A 14,237-nucleotide genomic window follows, 5' to 3' on the forward strand; every position below is an offset into this window, starting at 1 on the left:
ATGCCGTAGAGGCCTATTATGCCAGCAAACACGGCCGCTGCCATTGCCCGCAGCCGCGAGTTCTCTCACTATCTGCAGCGTCTGCTGACCGCCCGCCCCGAAGAATTGGAGCGGCTGCAAGCCAGGCTAGGCCGGCCTTTCGACGCGGCGGAGATGGAAGCCTTCACCGACTGGCGGGCACTGAGCGACGCCGAAGGGCTGGCGCCGGCGCTGCGGCGGCTGCGCCAGGCGGTGGTGGCGCGGCTGATCTGCCGCGATCTCAACGGCCTGGCGGATCTGGACGAAGTGGTGTCCACCGTCAGCGCGCTGGCCGATTTCGCCGTCGAACGGGCGCTGGCCTGCGCCCGCGCCGGCCTCGCCCACTACGGCCAGCCGGTAGGCGAGGACAGCGGCGAGGTCCAGCAATTGATCGTCATCGGCATGGGCAAGCTGGGCGGCGGCGAACTCAACGTCAGTTCCGACATCGACCTGATCTTCGTCTACCCGGAGAGCGGCGACACCGACGGCGCCGCCCATGGCGGCCGCGCCATCAGCAACCACGAATACTTCACCCAGGTGGGCAAGAAGCTGATCGCCCTGCTCAACGACGTCACCGCCGACGGCCAGGTGTTCCGCGTCGATATGCGGCTGCGGCCCTACGGCGACTCCGGCCCGCTGGCGATGAGCTTCGCCGCCTTGGAAAACTATCTGCTGAGCCAGGGCCGGGAATGGGAGCGCTACGCCTGGATCAAGGCCAGGCCGCTCAGCGGCGACGCGGCGGCGCTGGCCGACACGGCGCGCCCCTTCGTCTACCGCAAATACCTGGACTACAGCGCCTACGGCGCGATGCGCGAACTGCACGCGCAGATCCGCCGCGAAGTGGCCCGCCGCGACATGGCCGACAACATCAAGCTGGGCCCCGGCGGCATCCGCGAAGTGGAATTCATCGCCCAGGTCTTCCAGCTGATACGCGGCGGCCGCGACCGCAGCCTGCAACTGCGCGGCACCCGCGAAACCTTGCGCCGGCTGGGCGAACTGCGGCTGCTGGAACCCGCCGCCGTCGCCGAGCTGCAGGAAGCCTACGCCTTCCTGCGCAATCTGGAACACCGGCTGCAATATCTGGACGATCAACAGACCCAGACCCTGCCCGCCGCCGCCGACAACCGCGCCCGCATCGCCGCCGCCATGGGCTGCGCCGACTGGGAGCAGTTCATGAACCGGCTCAACCAGCAGCGCCGCAAAGTCACCCGCCACTTCGAACAAGTGTTCATCCTGCCCACCGAGGGCGCCGCCGATCATCCGCTCACCGAACTCTGGAGCGACATCGCCGAGGAATTGCCGGTGGAGAGGCTGCGCCAGCTGGGCTTTGCCGAGCCGGAACAAGTGGCGCGCCAGCTGCAAAGCCTGGCCCAGGGGCAGCGCTACCAGCAGATGCCGCTGAACGGCCGCAAGCAGTTCGATCAATTGATGCCGGCGCTGATCGAAGTCGCCTCCCGCTTCGACAACGCCGACGCCACGCTGACCCGCATCATCGCCTTGATGGAAGCGATCAGCCGCCGCGCCTCCTACCTGGCGCTGCTGACCGAATACCCGCAGACCCTGCAACGGCTGGCCTCGCTCTACTCGTCCAGCGCCTGGGTTTCTGGCTATCTGACCCGCCACCCGATACTGCTGGACGAGCTATTGGACGCGCGCGTGCTCTACGCCACGCCGGACTGGCCGCAGCTGGCGGAACAACTGGAACAGCAGCTGAGCCAGGCCGACGGCGACGTGGAAGCCAAGATGGACGCGCTGCGCCACTTCCAGCACGCGCAATCCTTCCGCCTGGTGGCGCAGGACCTGGCCGGCATGTGGACGGTGGAGGCGCTGTCCGATCAACTGTCGCTGCTGGCCGACATCGTGCTGGCGGCCACGCTGCGCCACGCCTGGCTGGACATCCCCAGCCGCCACTGCGACACGCCGCGTTTCGCCATCATCGGCTACGGCAAGCTGGGCGGCAAAGAGCTGGGCTACGCCTCGGACCTGGACCTGATCTTCCTCTACGACGACGAGCACCCGGACGCCGCCGAACTCTATTCGCGGCTGGCGCGCAAAATGTCCACCTGGCTGACCAGCGCCACCGCCGCCGGCGTGCTCTACGACATCGACCTGCGGCTGCGCCCCAACGGCGCCAGCGGCCTGCTGGTCAGCTCGGTCAACGCCTTCCGCCAATACCAGGAGCAACAGGCCTGGGTCTGGGAACACCAGGCGCTGACCCGCGCCCGCTACGTGGCCGGCGACGCCGAAGTCGGCGTCCAGTTCGAACAGGAACGCCACGCCATCCTCACCCGTCGGCGCGAGCCGTCCGTGTTGCGAGACGAGGTGCTGGCGATGCGCCAGCGCATGTTGGACAGCCACCCCGCCCGCGACGAAGACCCCAAAAACGCGCGCGGCGGCATCATAGACATCGAATTCCTGGTCCAATACCTGATCCTGGCCCACGCCCACGCGCTGCCGGCGCTGACCGCCAACGCCGGCAATATCGCGCTGCTGGCCACCGCCGCCGAGGCCGGACTGATCCCCGCCGCCGACGCCGAAGCCGCGCGCAACGCCTACCGCCACTACCGCCGGCTGCAACACGCCGCCCGGCTCAACGAAAAGCAGACCGTGACGCCGGACGCCGCCTTGCTGGAGGACTACGGCCTCTGCCGATCCTTGTGGCGGCAAGTATTCGAGCAAGCGCTCAAATAAACGGTTCACAGCGTCATGGGGGCGAGATAAACTCATTGGATACGGTCGGACAAGATCCGGCCCCATCCCAAAGCGAAAACACAATATTGGAGAACACCAAGATGTCGATGGCTGATCGTGACGGAAAAATCTGGTATGACGGCGAAATGGTGGACTGGCGCGACGCCACCACCCACGTGCTGACCCACACCCTGCACTACGGCATGGGCGTGTTCGAAGGCGTGCGCGCTTACGAAACCCCCAAGGGTCCGGCCATCTTCCGTCTGGAAGACCATACCGCGCGGCTGTTCCGCTCCGCCAAGATCCTGGGCATGGCGCTGCCGTTCACGCCGGAACAGATCAGCCAGGCCCATCTGGACGTGGTCAAGGCCAACGGCCTGAAATCCTGCTATTTCCGCCCGATGGCCTTCTACGGCTCCGGCAAGCTGGGCGTGGCGCCGCTGAAGAACGACGTGCGCGTGATCGTGGCCGCCTGGCCCTGGGGCGCCTATCTGGGCGACGAAGGCCTGGAAAAAGGCATACGCGTGAAGACCTCCTCCTTCACCCGCCACCACGTCAACATCACCATGTGCAAGGCCAAGGCCAACGGCAACTACATGAACTCCATCCTGGCCAACAATGAAGCCACCGCCGACGGCTACGACGAGGCGCTGCTGCTGGACGTGGACGGTTTCGTGGCGGAAGGTTCCGGCGAAAACATCTTCATCATCCGCAAGGGCAAGCTGTACACTCCGGACCTGACCAGCGCGCTGGAAGGCATCACCCGCGACACCGTGGTGCAGATCTCCAAGGAAATGGGCCTGGAACTGATAGAAAAGCGCATCACCCGCGACGAGGTCTACAGCGCGGACGAAGCCTTCTTCACCGGCACCGCCGCCGAAGTGACCCCGATCCGCGAACTCGACAGACGCGCGATCGGCGACGGCAATCGTGGTACCATCACCGCCGAAATCCAGAAGCGCTACTTCGACATCGTCAAAGGACTGGATGCCGAACACCAGCACTGGCTGACCTACGTCAACTAAGCAAGACGAGCCGCCCGCGCGGCGGCTCCGCAAGGAATACAGAATGGCTGAACAGAAAGAAAACACTCAACGCGTGATCGAAGTCACCCAGCACGACCTGCCGCTGCATTGCCCGATGCCGGACATGGTGTCCTGGAACTCCCACCCGCGCGTGTTCCTGCCCGTGCACAAGACCGGCGAAGCGCTGTGCCCCTATTGCGGCACCCGCTACAAGCTGAACGGCCCGGCAGGCGGCCACCACTGAGACCGGCTCCACGCCGGCAACGCAGCTAAGGTGTGGCGCGAGCCGCACCTTTTTTGCTTGCCGGCCCGCCTCGTCTGCAAACCCAAGCCGGGCCGCGCCCCGGTTTCGGTTTGCAATCGGAACATCTGCAATGAAGAAGAAAATCCTCGTCATCGGCCCTTCCTGGGTCGGCGACAGCGTCATGGCGCAACCGCTGTACCAAAGACTGCACCAACGCCACCCCGATCTGGAGCTGCACGTGTTCGCGCCGGCCTGGACCCTGCCGCTGCTGGCGCGGATGCCGGAAGTGGCCAAGGCCCATCTCAACCCCTTCGGCCATGGCGCGCTGCGCCTGGGCGAGCGCTGGAAAGTGGCGCGCCAGCTGGCCGCCGAACGCTTCGATCAAGCCATCGTGCTGCCCAACTCGCTGAAATCCGCCTTGATTCCGCTGTTCGCCGGCATCCCGCTGCGCACCGGCTTCCTCGGCGAATCGCGCTACTGGATTCTCAACGACGCGCGCGAACTGGACGAGCAGGCGCTGCCCATGATGGTGGAGCGCTTTTGCGCGCTGGCGGAAGACAAGGGCGAGCCGCTGCCGCGGCCGCTCAGCCATCCGCGGCTGGCGCTCACCGACGCCAGCCAGCGGGCGGCGCTGGACAAGCTGCAACTGGACGCCGGCCGGCCCGCGGTCGCCTTCTGCCCCGGCGCCGAGTACGGCCCGGCCAAGCGCTGGCCGGCCCGGCACTTCGCCGAACTGGCGCGCCGCTTCGACGCCGCCGGTTACGCGGTGTGGTTGTTCGGCTCCGGCAAGGACCGCGAGGTGGGCGACGACATCAGCCGCCTGTCCGGCGGCCTGGCCGTCAACCTCTGCGGCGCCACCGGCCTGGAAGAAGCGATAGACCTGATCGGCCTGACCCAGCTGGCCGTCTGCAACGACTCCGGCCTGATGCATGTGGCCGCGGCGCTGGACAAGCCGCTGGTGGCGCTGTACGGCTCCTCCAGCCCCGACTTCACGCCGCCCTTGTCGACGCGGGCCGCCATCGTCTCCCTCAACCTGGATTGCAGCCCCTGTTTCGAACGGACCTGTCCGTACGGCCATACCGATTGCCTGGAAAAAATGGAGCCGGAACGGGTCTGGCAAGCCGCGCTTCCGCTGCTGCCCGCCCACTCCCAAGAAAAAACACAATAATGAGCACAGACAACACCGCACCCGTCGAAGAAAACAGCCGCCGCATGGAGCTGATCCGCGCCGCGGCGATACTATTCCGCGACCAGGGCTACGAGCGCACCACGGTGCGCGACCTGGGCAACGCGGTCGGCATGCAGTCCGGCAGCCTGTTCTACCACTTCCGCACCAAGGAGGAGATCCTGGTCGCGGTGATGGCGCTGGGCATCACCAGCACCACCGAACAGCTGAAGCGCGCGCTGGACGCGGCCGGATCGCCGCGGGCCAAGCTGGCCGCGCTGTTCCGCGTCCACCTCAATTCGCTGCTGGGAGACAATCAGGCGGCGCTGGAAGTGATGCTCTACGAATGGCGCAGCGTGTCCGCCGCCGCCCGGCCCGGCCTGGTCGTGTTGCGCGACCGCTACGAAGCGCTGTGGCAGCAAGCGCTGGACGAAGCCGCCGCCGCCGGCCTGGTCAAGCCCGACACCGCGCTGCTGCGCCGCACCCTGCTGGGCAGCCTGCACTGGTCGGTGCAGTGGTACCGCTCCCAAGGGCCGCTGAGCGTGGATCAATTGGCCGAACGCATGCTGGAATTGGTATTACTGCCACAAATCTGACCTTTAGGCCTGAAAAAATTCGGCAATCCGGTAAAAAAGATTCTAGAATCAGCGATATAGGGCAACTGGGCTCTATACCGTCCTGCGCGACGGCAACGGTACCCACGGTTTGGAGAGAGCGATATGGCAAGCACCGGCAGCATAGGCAGCCTCAACTCTCTGCAGCAATTGCAATCGCTGCAGAACACGCGGCCTGAGCAAAAGACGCTGGAAGAACCGCGGTCCGCCACTCCTGCGGTTTCCCAGCAAAACGTCAGCCAGGCCGCGGTCCGGCAGAACCCCGACACCGCGCGGGTCGAACAGCAGCTGCAACGCCAGCTGAACACCGCGCAGACCAATGCCGCGCAAACCCGCAACGGCGAGCAGCAAAGGGTCAGCCAGGAACAGGCGCAAACCGCCGCCCTGGCCAGCTCCGCCGCGCCGGCCGCCGCGGCCAACGACACCCCGCGGGCTCAGCAGCGCGCGGCGGAAGCGGCCAGCGCCAATCGCGCCGCCAGCGCCCCGCCGGCGACGCCGCCGCGCCCGAACACGGTGCCGGCGGCCAATGAGCAGCAAGCCGCCAACAATCAGGCGGAACAGCAGACCAATCAGACCAACAACAACGCGAACAACGCGGTGGCCCGTTCCCAACAGCAGAACGCCAGCGGCCAGCTGGCGGTCACCCAGTACCAGACCACCCAGTCCCTGCTGCAGAACAGCACCTACCGTCCGCGGGTTTCGGAAGTGGCCTGAGGCCTCCTCGCTGAAAAAAACGGCAATCCATGCGGATTGCCGTTTTTCTTGCCGGATCGCCGCTCGGACCATCCCGCCGACGCGCCGCAGACATCAAACAGCCTCTCAGGCCTCTCCGGTTTTGCGCCCCGGTCGCCACAGCACGTCCGGCTCGCCGGCCTGACGGTTCAGATAACGCGACAGCACGAACAGCAGATCGGACAGACGGTTCAGATAGCGGCGCGCGGCGTCGGACACCGTCTCCCGCTGCGCCAGCGCCACCACCGCGCGCTCGGCGCGGCGGCATGCCGAACGCGCCTGGTGCGACAGCGCCGCCGCCCGGCAGCCGCCGGGCAGGATGAACTCCTTCAGCGGCGGCAAATCCTCGTTGAGGAAGGCGACCACAGCCTCCAGCGCCTGCACGTGCTCGGCGCCCAAGGCGCTGTAGCCGGGCACCGCCAGCTCCGAGCCCAGGTCGAACAAATCGTGCTGCGCCTCGGACAGCCAGGTCCTGACCTCGTCCGGCAAGGTCTCCGCCAGCAACACGCCCAGCACCGAGTTCAGCTCGTCCACCTCGCCCAGCGCGCAAATGCGCAAGCTGTCCTTGCCCACCCTGCTGCCGTCGCCCAGGCCGGTGCTGCCGTCGTCGCCGGTGCGGGTGACGATATGCGATAACCTATCACTCATCGCGTTTTCCATCCTTTTCAATCTTGCCCAAAGAATTGATGGTCTGGCGCAAGCTCTCCTTCAAGGCCTCGCCGAACAACATCTCGTAATCCTCCTTGAGCTGATGCATCACGCCGGACAGCATCTGCTTGGCCTGCAACTCCAAAGCGTCCTGCAACCACAAGGACAGCTCCACCTTCATCCGCGGCAGCATTTTCTCGTACATGGACTGCAACAAGGCCTGCTCGTCTATCACCGCCACCGTGCCCGGCGGCGCATTCACCGCCTGAGGCGCCATCATCGCGGCGGCCGCGGCGGCCGAAGCCACCTCGGACACTTTCAAGACTTCCACGCCGCGCGCCGGCGGCGCGTCGGAAACGGCTTCCCGCTCGGGTTCTCCCGACGACGCCGCGCCGGCAGCCAGCGCCAGGCCCGCGGCGGCCAGCGCCCCGGCTCCCGCCGCCAACTCCGCGGCCCCCATCCCATCCGTCTCGGTTTCGGGCTCGGACTCCAGCACTGTCAGTTCGGGAATCTCGCCCTCGCCCTCGGCCAGGGCCAAGGACTCGGGCTCGGCGTCCGCCAAGGGCATTGTCGGCTCAGCCGCTTGCGGCTCCAGCATTTGATCCGATACAGGCTCGGCTACCGCTTCGACTTCCGCCGGCTCGGCGAACGCAGCGTCCAGCTGCGGAACGTCCGACTCGGCCACTTGCGGCTCCAGCGCCTCATCCAGCACAGGCGCGGCTACCGCTTCGGCTTCCGCCGGCTCGGCGAACACAGCGTCCAGATGCGGGACTTCCAACTCGGTGGCTTGCGATTCCAGCACCTCGTCCAACACAGGCTCTGCCGTCGCTTCGGCTTCCGCCGACTCGGCAAACCCAGCGTCCAGCTGCGGGGCTTCCAGTTCGGCGGCTTGCGGCTCCAGCGCCTCATCCAGCACAGGCGCGGCGGCCGCTTCGGCTTCCGCCGGCTCGGCAAACACAGCGTCCAGCTGCGGGACTTCCAACTCGGCGGCTTGCGGCTCCAACGCCTCGTCCAGCACAGGCTCGGCTACCGCTTCGGCTTCCGCCGGCTCGGCAAACGCCGCGTCCAGATGCGGGACTTCCAACTCGGCGGCTTGCGGCTCCAACGCCTCGTCCAGCACAGGCTCGGCTACCGCTTCGGCTTCCGCCGGCTCGGCAAATTCAGCGTCCAGCCGCGGAACGTCCGACTCGGCGGCTTGCAACTCCAGCGCCTCGTCCAGCAGAGGCTCGGCTACCGCTTCGACTTCCGCCAGCTCGGCAAACCCAGCGTCTAGCTGCGGGACTTCCAACTCGGCGGCTTGCGACTCCAGCACCTCGTCCAACACAGGCTCGGCTACCGCTTCAACTTCCGCCGACTCGGCAAACACAGCGTCCAGTTGCGGGACTTCCGTCTCAGCGGCTTGCGGTTCCAGCGCCTCATCCAGCACAGGCTCGGCCGCCGCTTCGGCTTCCGCCGGCTCGGCAAACCCAGCATCCAGCTGCGGGACTTCCAACTCGGCCGCTTGCGGCTCCAACACCTCGTCCAACACCGGCTCTGCCGCCGCTTCGGCAAACGCGGCGTCCATCATTGGCGCTTCCACCGCAGCCGGAGGCTCATGCGCCTCCGCCTCAACGGCCTCCGGCATCGCCAAGACAGGCTCCGTCTGCAAGCCCGCCAGCGCCTGGTCGATCTCGGCCAGCAAGGGCTCCTCTCCCGGCGCGGCAAGCGCCGCGGCGACGGCGGACTCCGGCGAAATCATCGCATCGGGAAGCGCCACCGCCGATTCAAACACCGCTTCGGGCGCTACGGCCGGCGCGACGTCAAACGCCGGCACAGGCAGCTCATCCATCTCAGGCGGCGCTTCGACGGCGCTCTCGCCCTGGAGCGGCGCAAATTGTTCCAGATCGTCCGCCGGCGCGCCGGCGGACGGGGCCTCGGCGGGTTCCGGCCAGACGGGGCGGCTTCCTCCGCCGGGCTCTCCGGCCAATTCGGCAGCAAGCTGTCCACCTGGGTTTCCGGCCCGACTCCGCCACCCAGCACGCCGGTGGGCAGGCTATCCAAGGAAATGGAAGTGAAAGGCGTCGGCGCGGGCGGCTCGATCAGCGTCTCGGCCACGCCGACATCCGGCGCGGGCGGTACGGCGGTCGGCGCCTCCGCGTCCGGAATCTCGATGCCAACAGGCTCCGGTTCGGCGGCCGCAGGCGCGGCGGCCATTGCCGGCTCAGCCTCGGCGACTAGCGGCACGGCATCGAGCGCCGGAGCAGGCGCCGCGGCCGGCGGCTCTTCCGCGATAGACGCGGACTCGTCGGCCAAAGCCTCCGCCGGCTCCTCGCCGGCCGGCTGCAGCGAAAATTCGAAATCGCCGGCTTCCGCCGCCGGCAGCGCCGCCTCCGGCAAGGCCGCGGCGGGGTTCCAGCCGGGCAGCACTTGCTCGATGCCCAGTTCAGAGGCCGGCATGTCGTCCAGATCCAGCGACGGCAGCGAAGCCAGGTCCAGCAAAGGCTCTTCGCCGGGAACGGGAGCGGCGATCAGCTCCTCCAGGCTCAGTTCGGGAATTTCCAGTTCGGCGGGCAGGTCCTGCGGCGGCTCGCCCAACTGGTCGGCCAGCGCGTCCAGTTCGCTGGAGAAATCAAAATCGGGGATGTCGATGACTTCGTCGCCCAAGGTAGGCACTTGCGACTCATCCACCACCTCGGTCAACACCGGCAGGTTGAGGCCGGACCAGTCAGGCTCTTTGGGCTTTGACGGCTCGCTCATGGTCACTTATTGCTCATGTCGTGATGTTCGATTGCATAACCGCGCTCGCGATACGCCTTGAACCGCAGGCGCGCCGTCTCCAGCGACGCTTCGTCGCGTCCGACTATTTCCAGAATACGATCAAAGCGCTCCATCCGCTCCGGCAAATTCGAACCCAGGTTCAACAATACCGGGTGCTCCAGCGCGTCCGGCAGGCGGGCGGTCAGCCAGATCGGCGTGTCTGCCGCCTCGTCGGCGCCCAGCCTGCAGTGCGGCACGAAGCGGGTATCGCCGAAGCTCCACAGCTGCCGGCTGAAGGTGTCGAGCTGCTGCTCGCTGTCGAACCAGATCAGCAGCCGCTCCCCCTTGCGCATCACCGTGGCCGCCAGCAGGCAGGCGAAGCCCTGCGGGTCGGCCACTTTGGTGTAAAAATCAATCCTGCTCATCGTCCACCGTTTCAGGGGTTTCGCGGCGCGGACGGCCGCGGCGCACCACATTGCCCAGCGCGATGTCGGCGCGGTCTTGCAGGAACTGCACCAGCAAAGGCACCGGACGCGCGGTGGCGCCCTTGTCCTTGCCGCCCTTCCAGGCGGTGCCGGCGATGTCCAGATGCGCCCAGTCGTATGCTTTGGCGTAGCGCGACAGGAAGCAGGCGGCGGTGATGCTGCCGCCCGGACGGCCGCCGATGTTCGCCATGTCGGCGAACGGGCTCTTCAGCATGTCCTGGTACTCATCCCACAACGGCATATGCCAAGCACGGTCGGCCACTTCCTCGCCGGCGGCCAGCAGTTCGCGCGCCAGGCTGTCCTGATTGCTGTACAGCGCGGTGGCGATATGGCCCAGCGCGATCACGCAGGCGCCGGTCAGCGTGGCCACGTCGATCACGGTTGCCGGGTCGAAGCGCTCGGCGTAGGTCAGCGCGTCGCACAGGATCAGCCGGCCCTCGGCGTCGGTGTTCAGAATCTCGATGGTCTGGCCGGACATCGAGGTGACGATGTCGCCCGGCTTCAGCGCGTTGCCGTTGGGCATGTTCTCGCAAGTGGGCACGATGGCGACCAGGTTCAGCGGCAGGTTCATTTCCACCGCGGCGCGGAAAGCGCCCAGCACGGTGGCCGCGCCGCACATATCGTACTTCATCTCGTCCATGCCCTCGCCCGGTTTCAGCGAGATGCCGCCGGAATCGAAGGTAATGCCCTTGCCCACCATCACGATGGGCTTGTCGCCCTTGTCCTTGGCGCCGTGATGGCGCAGCACGATCAGACGAGCCTCTTCCACGCTACCCTTGGCCACGGACAGGAAGGAGCCCATGCCCAGTTCCGCGATGTCTTTGGGGCCCAGGATTTCAGCGTCGGCGCCGAAGGCCGCGGCCATCTGGCGCGCTTCTTCGCCCAGATAGCTGGGGGTGCAGACATTGCCCGGCAGATTGCCCAGGTCCTTGGCCAGCTTCATGCCGCTGCCGATGGCCAGGCCGCGCTGCAGGCCTTTTTCGCCGTCGGCGAGATCGCTGCGGCGCGGCACCGCCAGCGTCAGTTTGCGCGGCTCGCGCACCGATTCGTCCACCTTGCTCTTGAAGCGGTCGAAACGGTACAAGGCGTCCAGCGTTACCACCGCCGCCTGTTCTATCATCCACTCGACGTCGTGTTTCTTGACTGTCAGTTCGCTCAGGTAGCTGACCGCCTCCACCGCCGAAGTCTGGGTCAAGGCCTTGACCGAGGCGCGCACCGCCTCGCGGTATTCCTTGGCGCGGAACTCCCGCTCCTTGCCCAGGCCCACCAGCATCACCCGGTCGCACAGGGTGTGCGGCACCGAATGCAACACCAGCGTGCTGCCCAGTTTGCCCTCCATATCGCCGTGACGCAGCACGTCGCTGATGAAGCCGTTGGAGATGCGATCCAGCAGGTCCGCGGCGAAGGTCAGCTTGCGGGATTCGTACACGCCGACGATAACGCAAGCTACCCGTTGCTTTTCCGGACTGCCGCTTTTTATGTTAAATTCCATTGAGAACTCCCGTGTAGAGCGAGTGTCTGTAGCTCCACCTCTTAACCGGCCGTCGATGCGCGGGTAGAATCCTGACGGCCCGGCCTTCCGGTGAAGACGGATTTTGTTGTTGATTCCGAAATCGTCCGTTTTTGACGTTTCTGGATGGTCCCCGGAATTATCACAATGCTTTTCATGAAAAGTCAAAAAGGCACTGAATAAATGGTTTTTCAAAAAAGCCTGACTCGCGAGCTGACTTTGAGCGCTTTAGGCGTTTTCATCGTGCTCCTGGCGATTATCGTTTCCACTCAGGCAGTCAATCTGCTGGGCCGCGCGGCCGAAGGACAGATGGCCAACGAGGCCGTTGCCGCGGTGCTTGGCTTCACTACGCTGGGCTTTTTCCCGGTATTGATGATTTTGACGGTTTTTGCCACCATTTTAGTGGTGTTGACCCGTATTTGGCGCGATCACGAGATGGTGGTCTGGCTCAGTTCCGGGCTGTCTCTGAGCAATTGGGTGTGGCCGGTGATGCGCTTCACCCTGCCGCTGGCGGTGCTGATCGCCGGCGTCACCCTGTTCATCGGCCCCTGGGCCGATCAGCGCAGCCAGGACTATGCAGAACAGATCAAACGCCGCGAGGAGGTTTCCGCGATCTCTCCCGGCGTGTTCAAGGAATCGGCCTCGTCCAACAAGGTGTATTTCATCGAGAACTACTCCGGCGAGCACGGCGCGGCCACCAATATTTTCATGCAGGAAATCACCGACGGCAAAGTGGCGACGATTTTCGCCAAATCCGGTTTTATTACCACTAAGCCGGACGGCGAGCGCGTGGTGGTGCTGGAACACGGCCAACGCTACGTCGGCGAACCCGGCAGCGCCAACTACGAGGTGGCGGAATTCCAGCGCTACACCGCCGGCATCGGCGAAAGCCAGCAAATGCCGGGCCCGTCCGGCAATCGCCAGGCCATTCCCACCGCCCAGCTGCTGAGCCAGGACTCCGCCGACTACCGCGCCGAGCTGGCCTGGCGGCTGTCCATGCCGATCAGCTGCGTGATCCTGGCCCTGCTGGCGATTCCGATGTCCTATTTCAACCCGCGCAGCGGCCAGACCTACAATCTCCTGCTGTCGCTGCTGGTTTTCTTCGTTTATCAGAACGGACTGACCGTGGCCCGCAACTGGGTGGCCCAGGGCAAGGCCGGCGTCTGGCTGGTGCTTCTGGTGCATCTGGCCATGCTGGCGCTGGCGCTGGCGCTCTTGAGCTACCGCAACCGCCCGGCCCGTCCCATCGGCCAGGCCTTGTCCCTGCTGTTCCGGAAATCCTGATCCCGTCATGAAACTGATTCATCGCTACATCGTCGCCACCCTGAGCCAGGCGACCTTGTTCACCCTGCTGGCCCTGCTGGGCCTGTACGGCTTCTTCGACCTGCTGGCCGAGGTGCCCAATCTGGGCAAGGGCAGTTACACCCTGGGCAAGATGCTGGGCTATGTCGCGCTGCTGATGCCCGGCCACGCCTATGAACTGATGCCGCTGGCGGTCTTGATCGGCGGCATGGTGGCGATGACCCAGCTGGCCACCAACAGCGAATACACAGTGATACGCACCAGCGGCGTGACCCTGCCGCAGATCGCCGCCACGCTGTTGAAATTCGGCCTCGGCTTCGCCCTGCTCACCGTGCTGCTGGGCGAGGTGGTGGCGCCGCGCACCGGCCAGCAGGCGCAGAGCCTGAAGCTGTCCGCCACCCACTCCATGGTGGCGCAGGAGTTCCGCTCCGGCATCTGGGTCAAGGACAATCAGAACTTCATCAACGTCCATGAAATGCTGCCGGACACCTCGCTGCTGGGCGTGCGCATCTACACCTACGACGATAATTTCCGCCTGGTGCGCACCCGTTACGCCGAACGCGGCTCCTTCTCCAAGAGTGATCAGCAATGGCGGCTGATCAATGTGCGCGAAACCACGCTGACCGCGGACCAGGCCGTCAGCCGTCATTACCCCGAGCTGTCCTGGAAATCCATCGTCGAGCCGGAAATCCTGTCCGTGCTGCTGGTGGTGCCGGAACAGATGTCGGCCAGCGCGCTGCTGACCTATCTGGAGCATTTGCGCAGCAATAAACAGCAAACCCAGCGCTACGAAATCGCCTTGTGGAGCAAGCTGTTCTATCCGCTGGCCTGCATCTCAATGGCGCTGGTGGCCCTGGCCTTCACCCCGCAGCAGCGCCGCCACGGCCAGCTGGGCATCCGTCTGTTCGGCGGCATCTGCCTGGGCATCGCCTTTCACTTCGTGAATCGCCTGTTCGGCCATCTGGGCCTGTTGTACGACTGGAACCCCATCCTGTCCGCCACCCTGCCCACCTTGCTGTTCCTGGTGGCCGGCGTCGCCATCATCGCCAGACAGGAAAGGCGCTGAC

13 protein-coding genes are annotated in these 14,237 nt (G+C 65.6%); 8 read left to right on the forward strand and 5 right to left on the reverse strand.

Annotated elements, in window-relative coordinates; translation table 11 throughout:
- Positions 1-18 precede the first annotated feature (18 nt).
- From glnE to HQN78_RS08645, 6 genes are all read left to right on the forward strand, one after another.
- On the forward strand, positions 19-2,709 hold the full coding sequence (gene glnE / locus HQN78_RS08620; protein ID WP_235089004.1) for a bifunctional [glutamate--ammonia ligase]-adenylyl-L-tyrosine phosphorylase/[glutamate--ammonia-ligase] adenylyltransferase: 2,691 nt from the start codon (positions 19-21) through the stop codon (positions 2,707-2,709).
- Between the two features lie 101 nt (positions 2,710-2,810).
- Positions 2,811-3,734: a branched-chain amino acid transaminase gene (locus HQN78_RS08625; protein WP_107798762.1), complete on the forward strand. Its 924-nt coding sequence runs from the start codon at positions 2,811-2,813 to the stop codon at positions 3,732-3,734.
- A gap of 43 nt (positions 3,735-3,777) precedes the next feature.
- Positions 3,778-3,978, forward strand: coding sequence for a zinc-finger domain-containing protein (locus HQN78_RS08630; protein WP_019104039.1), 201 nt, complete (start codon positions 3,778-3,780; stop codon positions 3,976-3,978).
- 130 nt (positions 3,979-4,108) lie between these two features.
- Positions 4,109-5,146 (forward strand): lipopolysaccharide heptosyltransferase II, encoded by a 1,038-nt coding sequence (gene waaF / locus HQN78_RS08635; protein ID WP_235089012.1) that lies wholly within the window; start codon positions 4,109-4,111, stop codon positions 5,144-5,146.
- Positions 5,146-5,739 carry a TetR/AcrR family transcriptional regulator gene (locus HQN78_RS08640; protein ID WP_235089013.1) on the forward strand — a complete coding sequence of 198 codons (594 nt, stop codon included), beginning with the start codon at positions 5,146-5,148 and terminating at the stop codon, positions 5,737-5,739. Before waaF ends, HQN78_RS08640 begins: the two co-directional genes overlap by 1 nt.
- Before the next feature lie 123 nt (positions 5,740-5,862).
- Positions 5,863-6,471 (forward strand): hypothetical protein, encoded by a 609-nt coding sequence (locus tag HQN78_RS08645; protein WP_107798759.1) that lies wholly within the window; start codon positions 5,863-5,865, stop codon positions 6,469-6,471.
- A 105-nt stretch (positions 6,472-6,576) separates the two neighbouring features.
- Here HQN78_RS08645 and HQN78_RS08650 read toward each other — a convergent pair whose 3' ends face one another.
- The 5 genes from HQN78_RS08650 to HQN78_RS08670 are packed head-to-tail and all read right to left on the reverse strand — an operon-like array spanning position 6,577 to position 11,850.
- On the reverse strand, positions 6,577-7,137 hold the full coding sequence (locus HQN78_RS08650) for a cob(I)yrinic acid a,c-diamide adenosyltransferase (RefSeq protein ID WP_107798758.1): 561 nt from the start codon (positions 7,135-7,137) through the stop codon (positions 6,577-6,579).
- Positions 7,130-8,965 carry a hypothetical protein gene (locus tag HQN78_RS08655; RefSeq protein WP_235089015.1) on the reverse strand — a complete coding sequence of 612 codons (1,836 nt, stop codon included), beginning with the start codon at positions 8,963-8,965 and terminating at the stop codon, positions 7,130-7,132. The genes HQN78_RS08650 and HQN78_RS08655 overlap by 8 nt, the downstream gene beginning before the upstream one ends.
- Positions 8,920-9,873 (reverse strand): hypothetical protein, encoded by a 954-nt coding sequence (locus HQN78_RS08660; protein WP_235089017.1) that lies wholly within the window; start codon positions 9,871-9,873, stop codon positions 8,920-8,922. The genes HQN78_RS08655 and HQN78_RS08660 overlap by 46 nt, the downstream gene beginning before the upstream one ends.
- 2 nt (positions 9,874-9,875) lie before the next feature.
- Entirely contained in the window at positions 9,876-10,298 is a 423-nt protein-coding gene (locus tag HQN78_RS08665; protein ID WP_048412222.1) for a DNA polymerase III subunit chi, read from the reverse strand.
- Positions 10,285-11,850, reverse strand: a complete 1,566-nt coding sequence (locus HQN78_RS08670; RefSeq protein ID WP_107798756.1) for a leucyl aminopeptidase — start codon at positions 11,848-11,850, stop codon at positions 10,285-10,287. Before HQN78_RS08670 ends, HQN78_RS08665 begins: the two co-directional genes overlap by 14 nt.
- 201 nt (positions 11,851-12,051) lie before the next feature.
- Between HQN78_RS08670 and lptF the strand changes: the two genes are divergently transcribed.
- Together lptF and lptG are read left to right on the forward strand one after the other, a co-directional pair.
- A complete protein-coding gene (gene lptF, locus HQN78_RS08675; protein WP_107798755.1) occupies positions 12,052-13,152 on the forward strand; it encodes an LPS export ABC transporter permease LptF in 1,101 nt (366 codons plus the stop codon).
- A 7-nt stretch (positions 13,153-13,159) separates the two neighbouring features.
- Positions 13,160-14,236 carry an LPS export ABC transporter permease LptG gene (gene lptG, locus HQN78_RS08680; RefSeq protein ID WP_107798754.1) on the forward strand — a complete coding sequence of 359 codons (1,077 nt, stop codon included), beginning with the start codon at positions 13,160-13,162 and terminating at the stop codon, positions 14,234-14,236.
- Position 14,237 lies beyond the last annotated feature (1 nt).

This window comes from Chromobacterium sp. Beijing (assembly GCF_021496765.1).
In the GTDB taxonomy this organism is placed as follows: domain Bacteria; phylum Pseudomonadota; class Gammaproteobacteria; order Burkholderiales; family Chromobacteriaceae; genus Chromobacterium.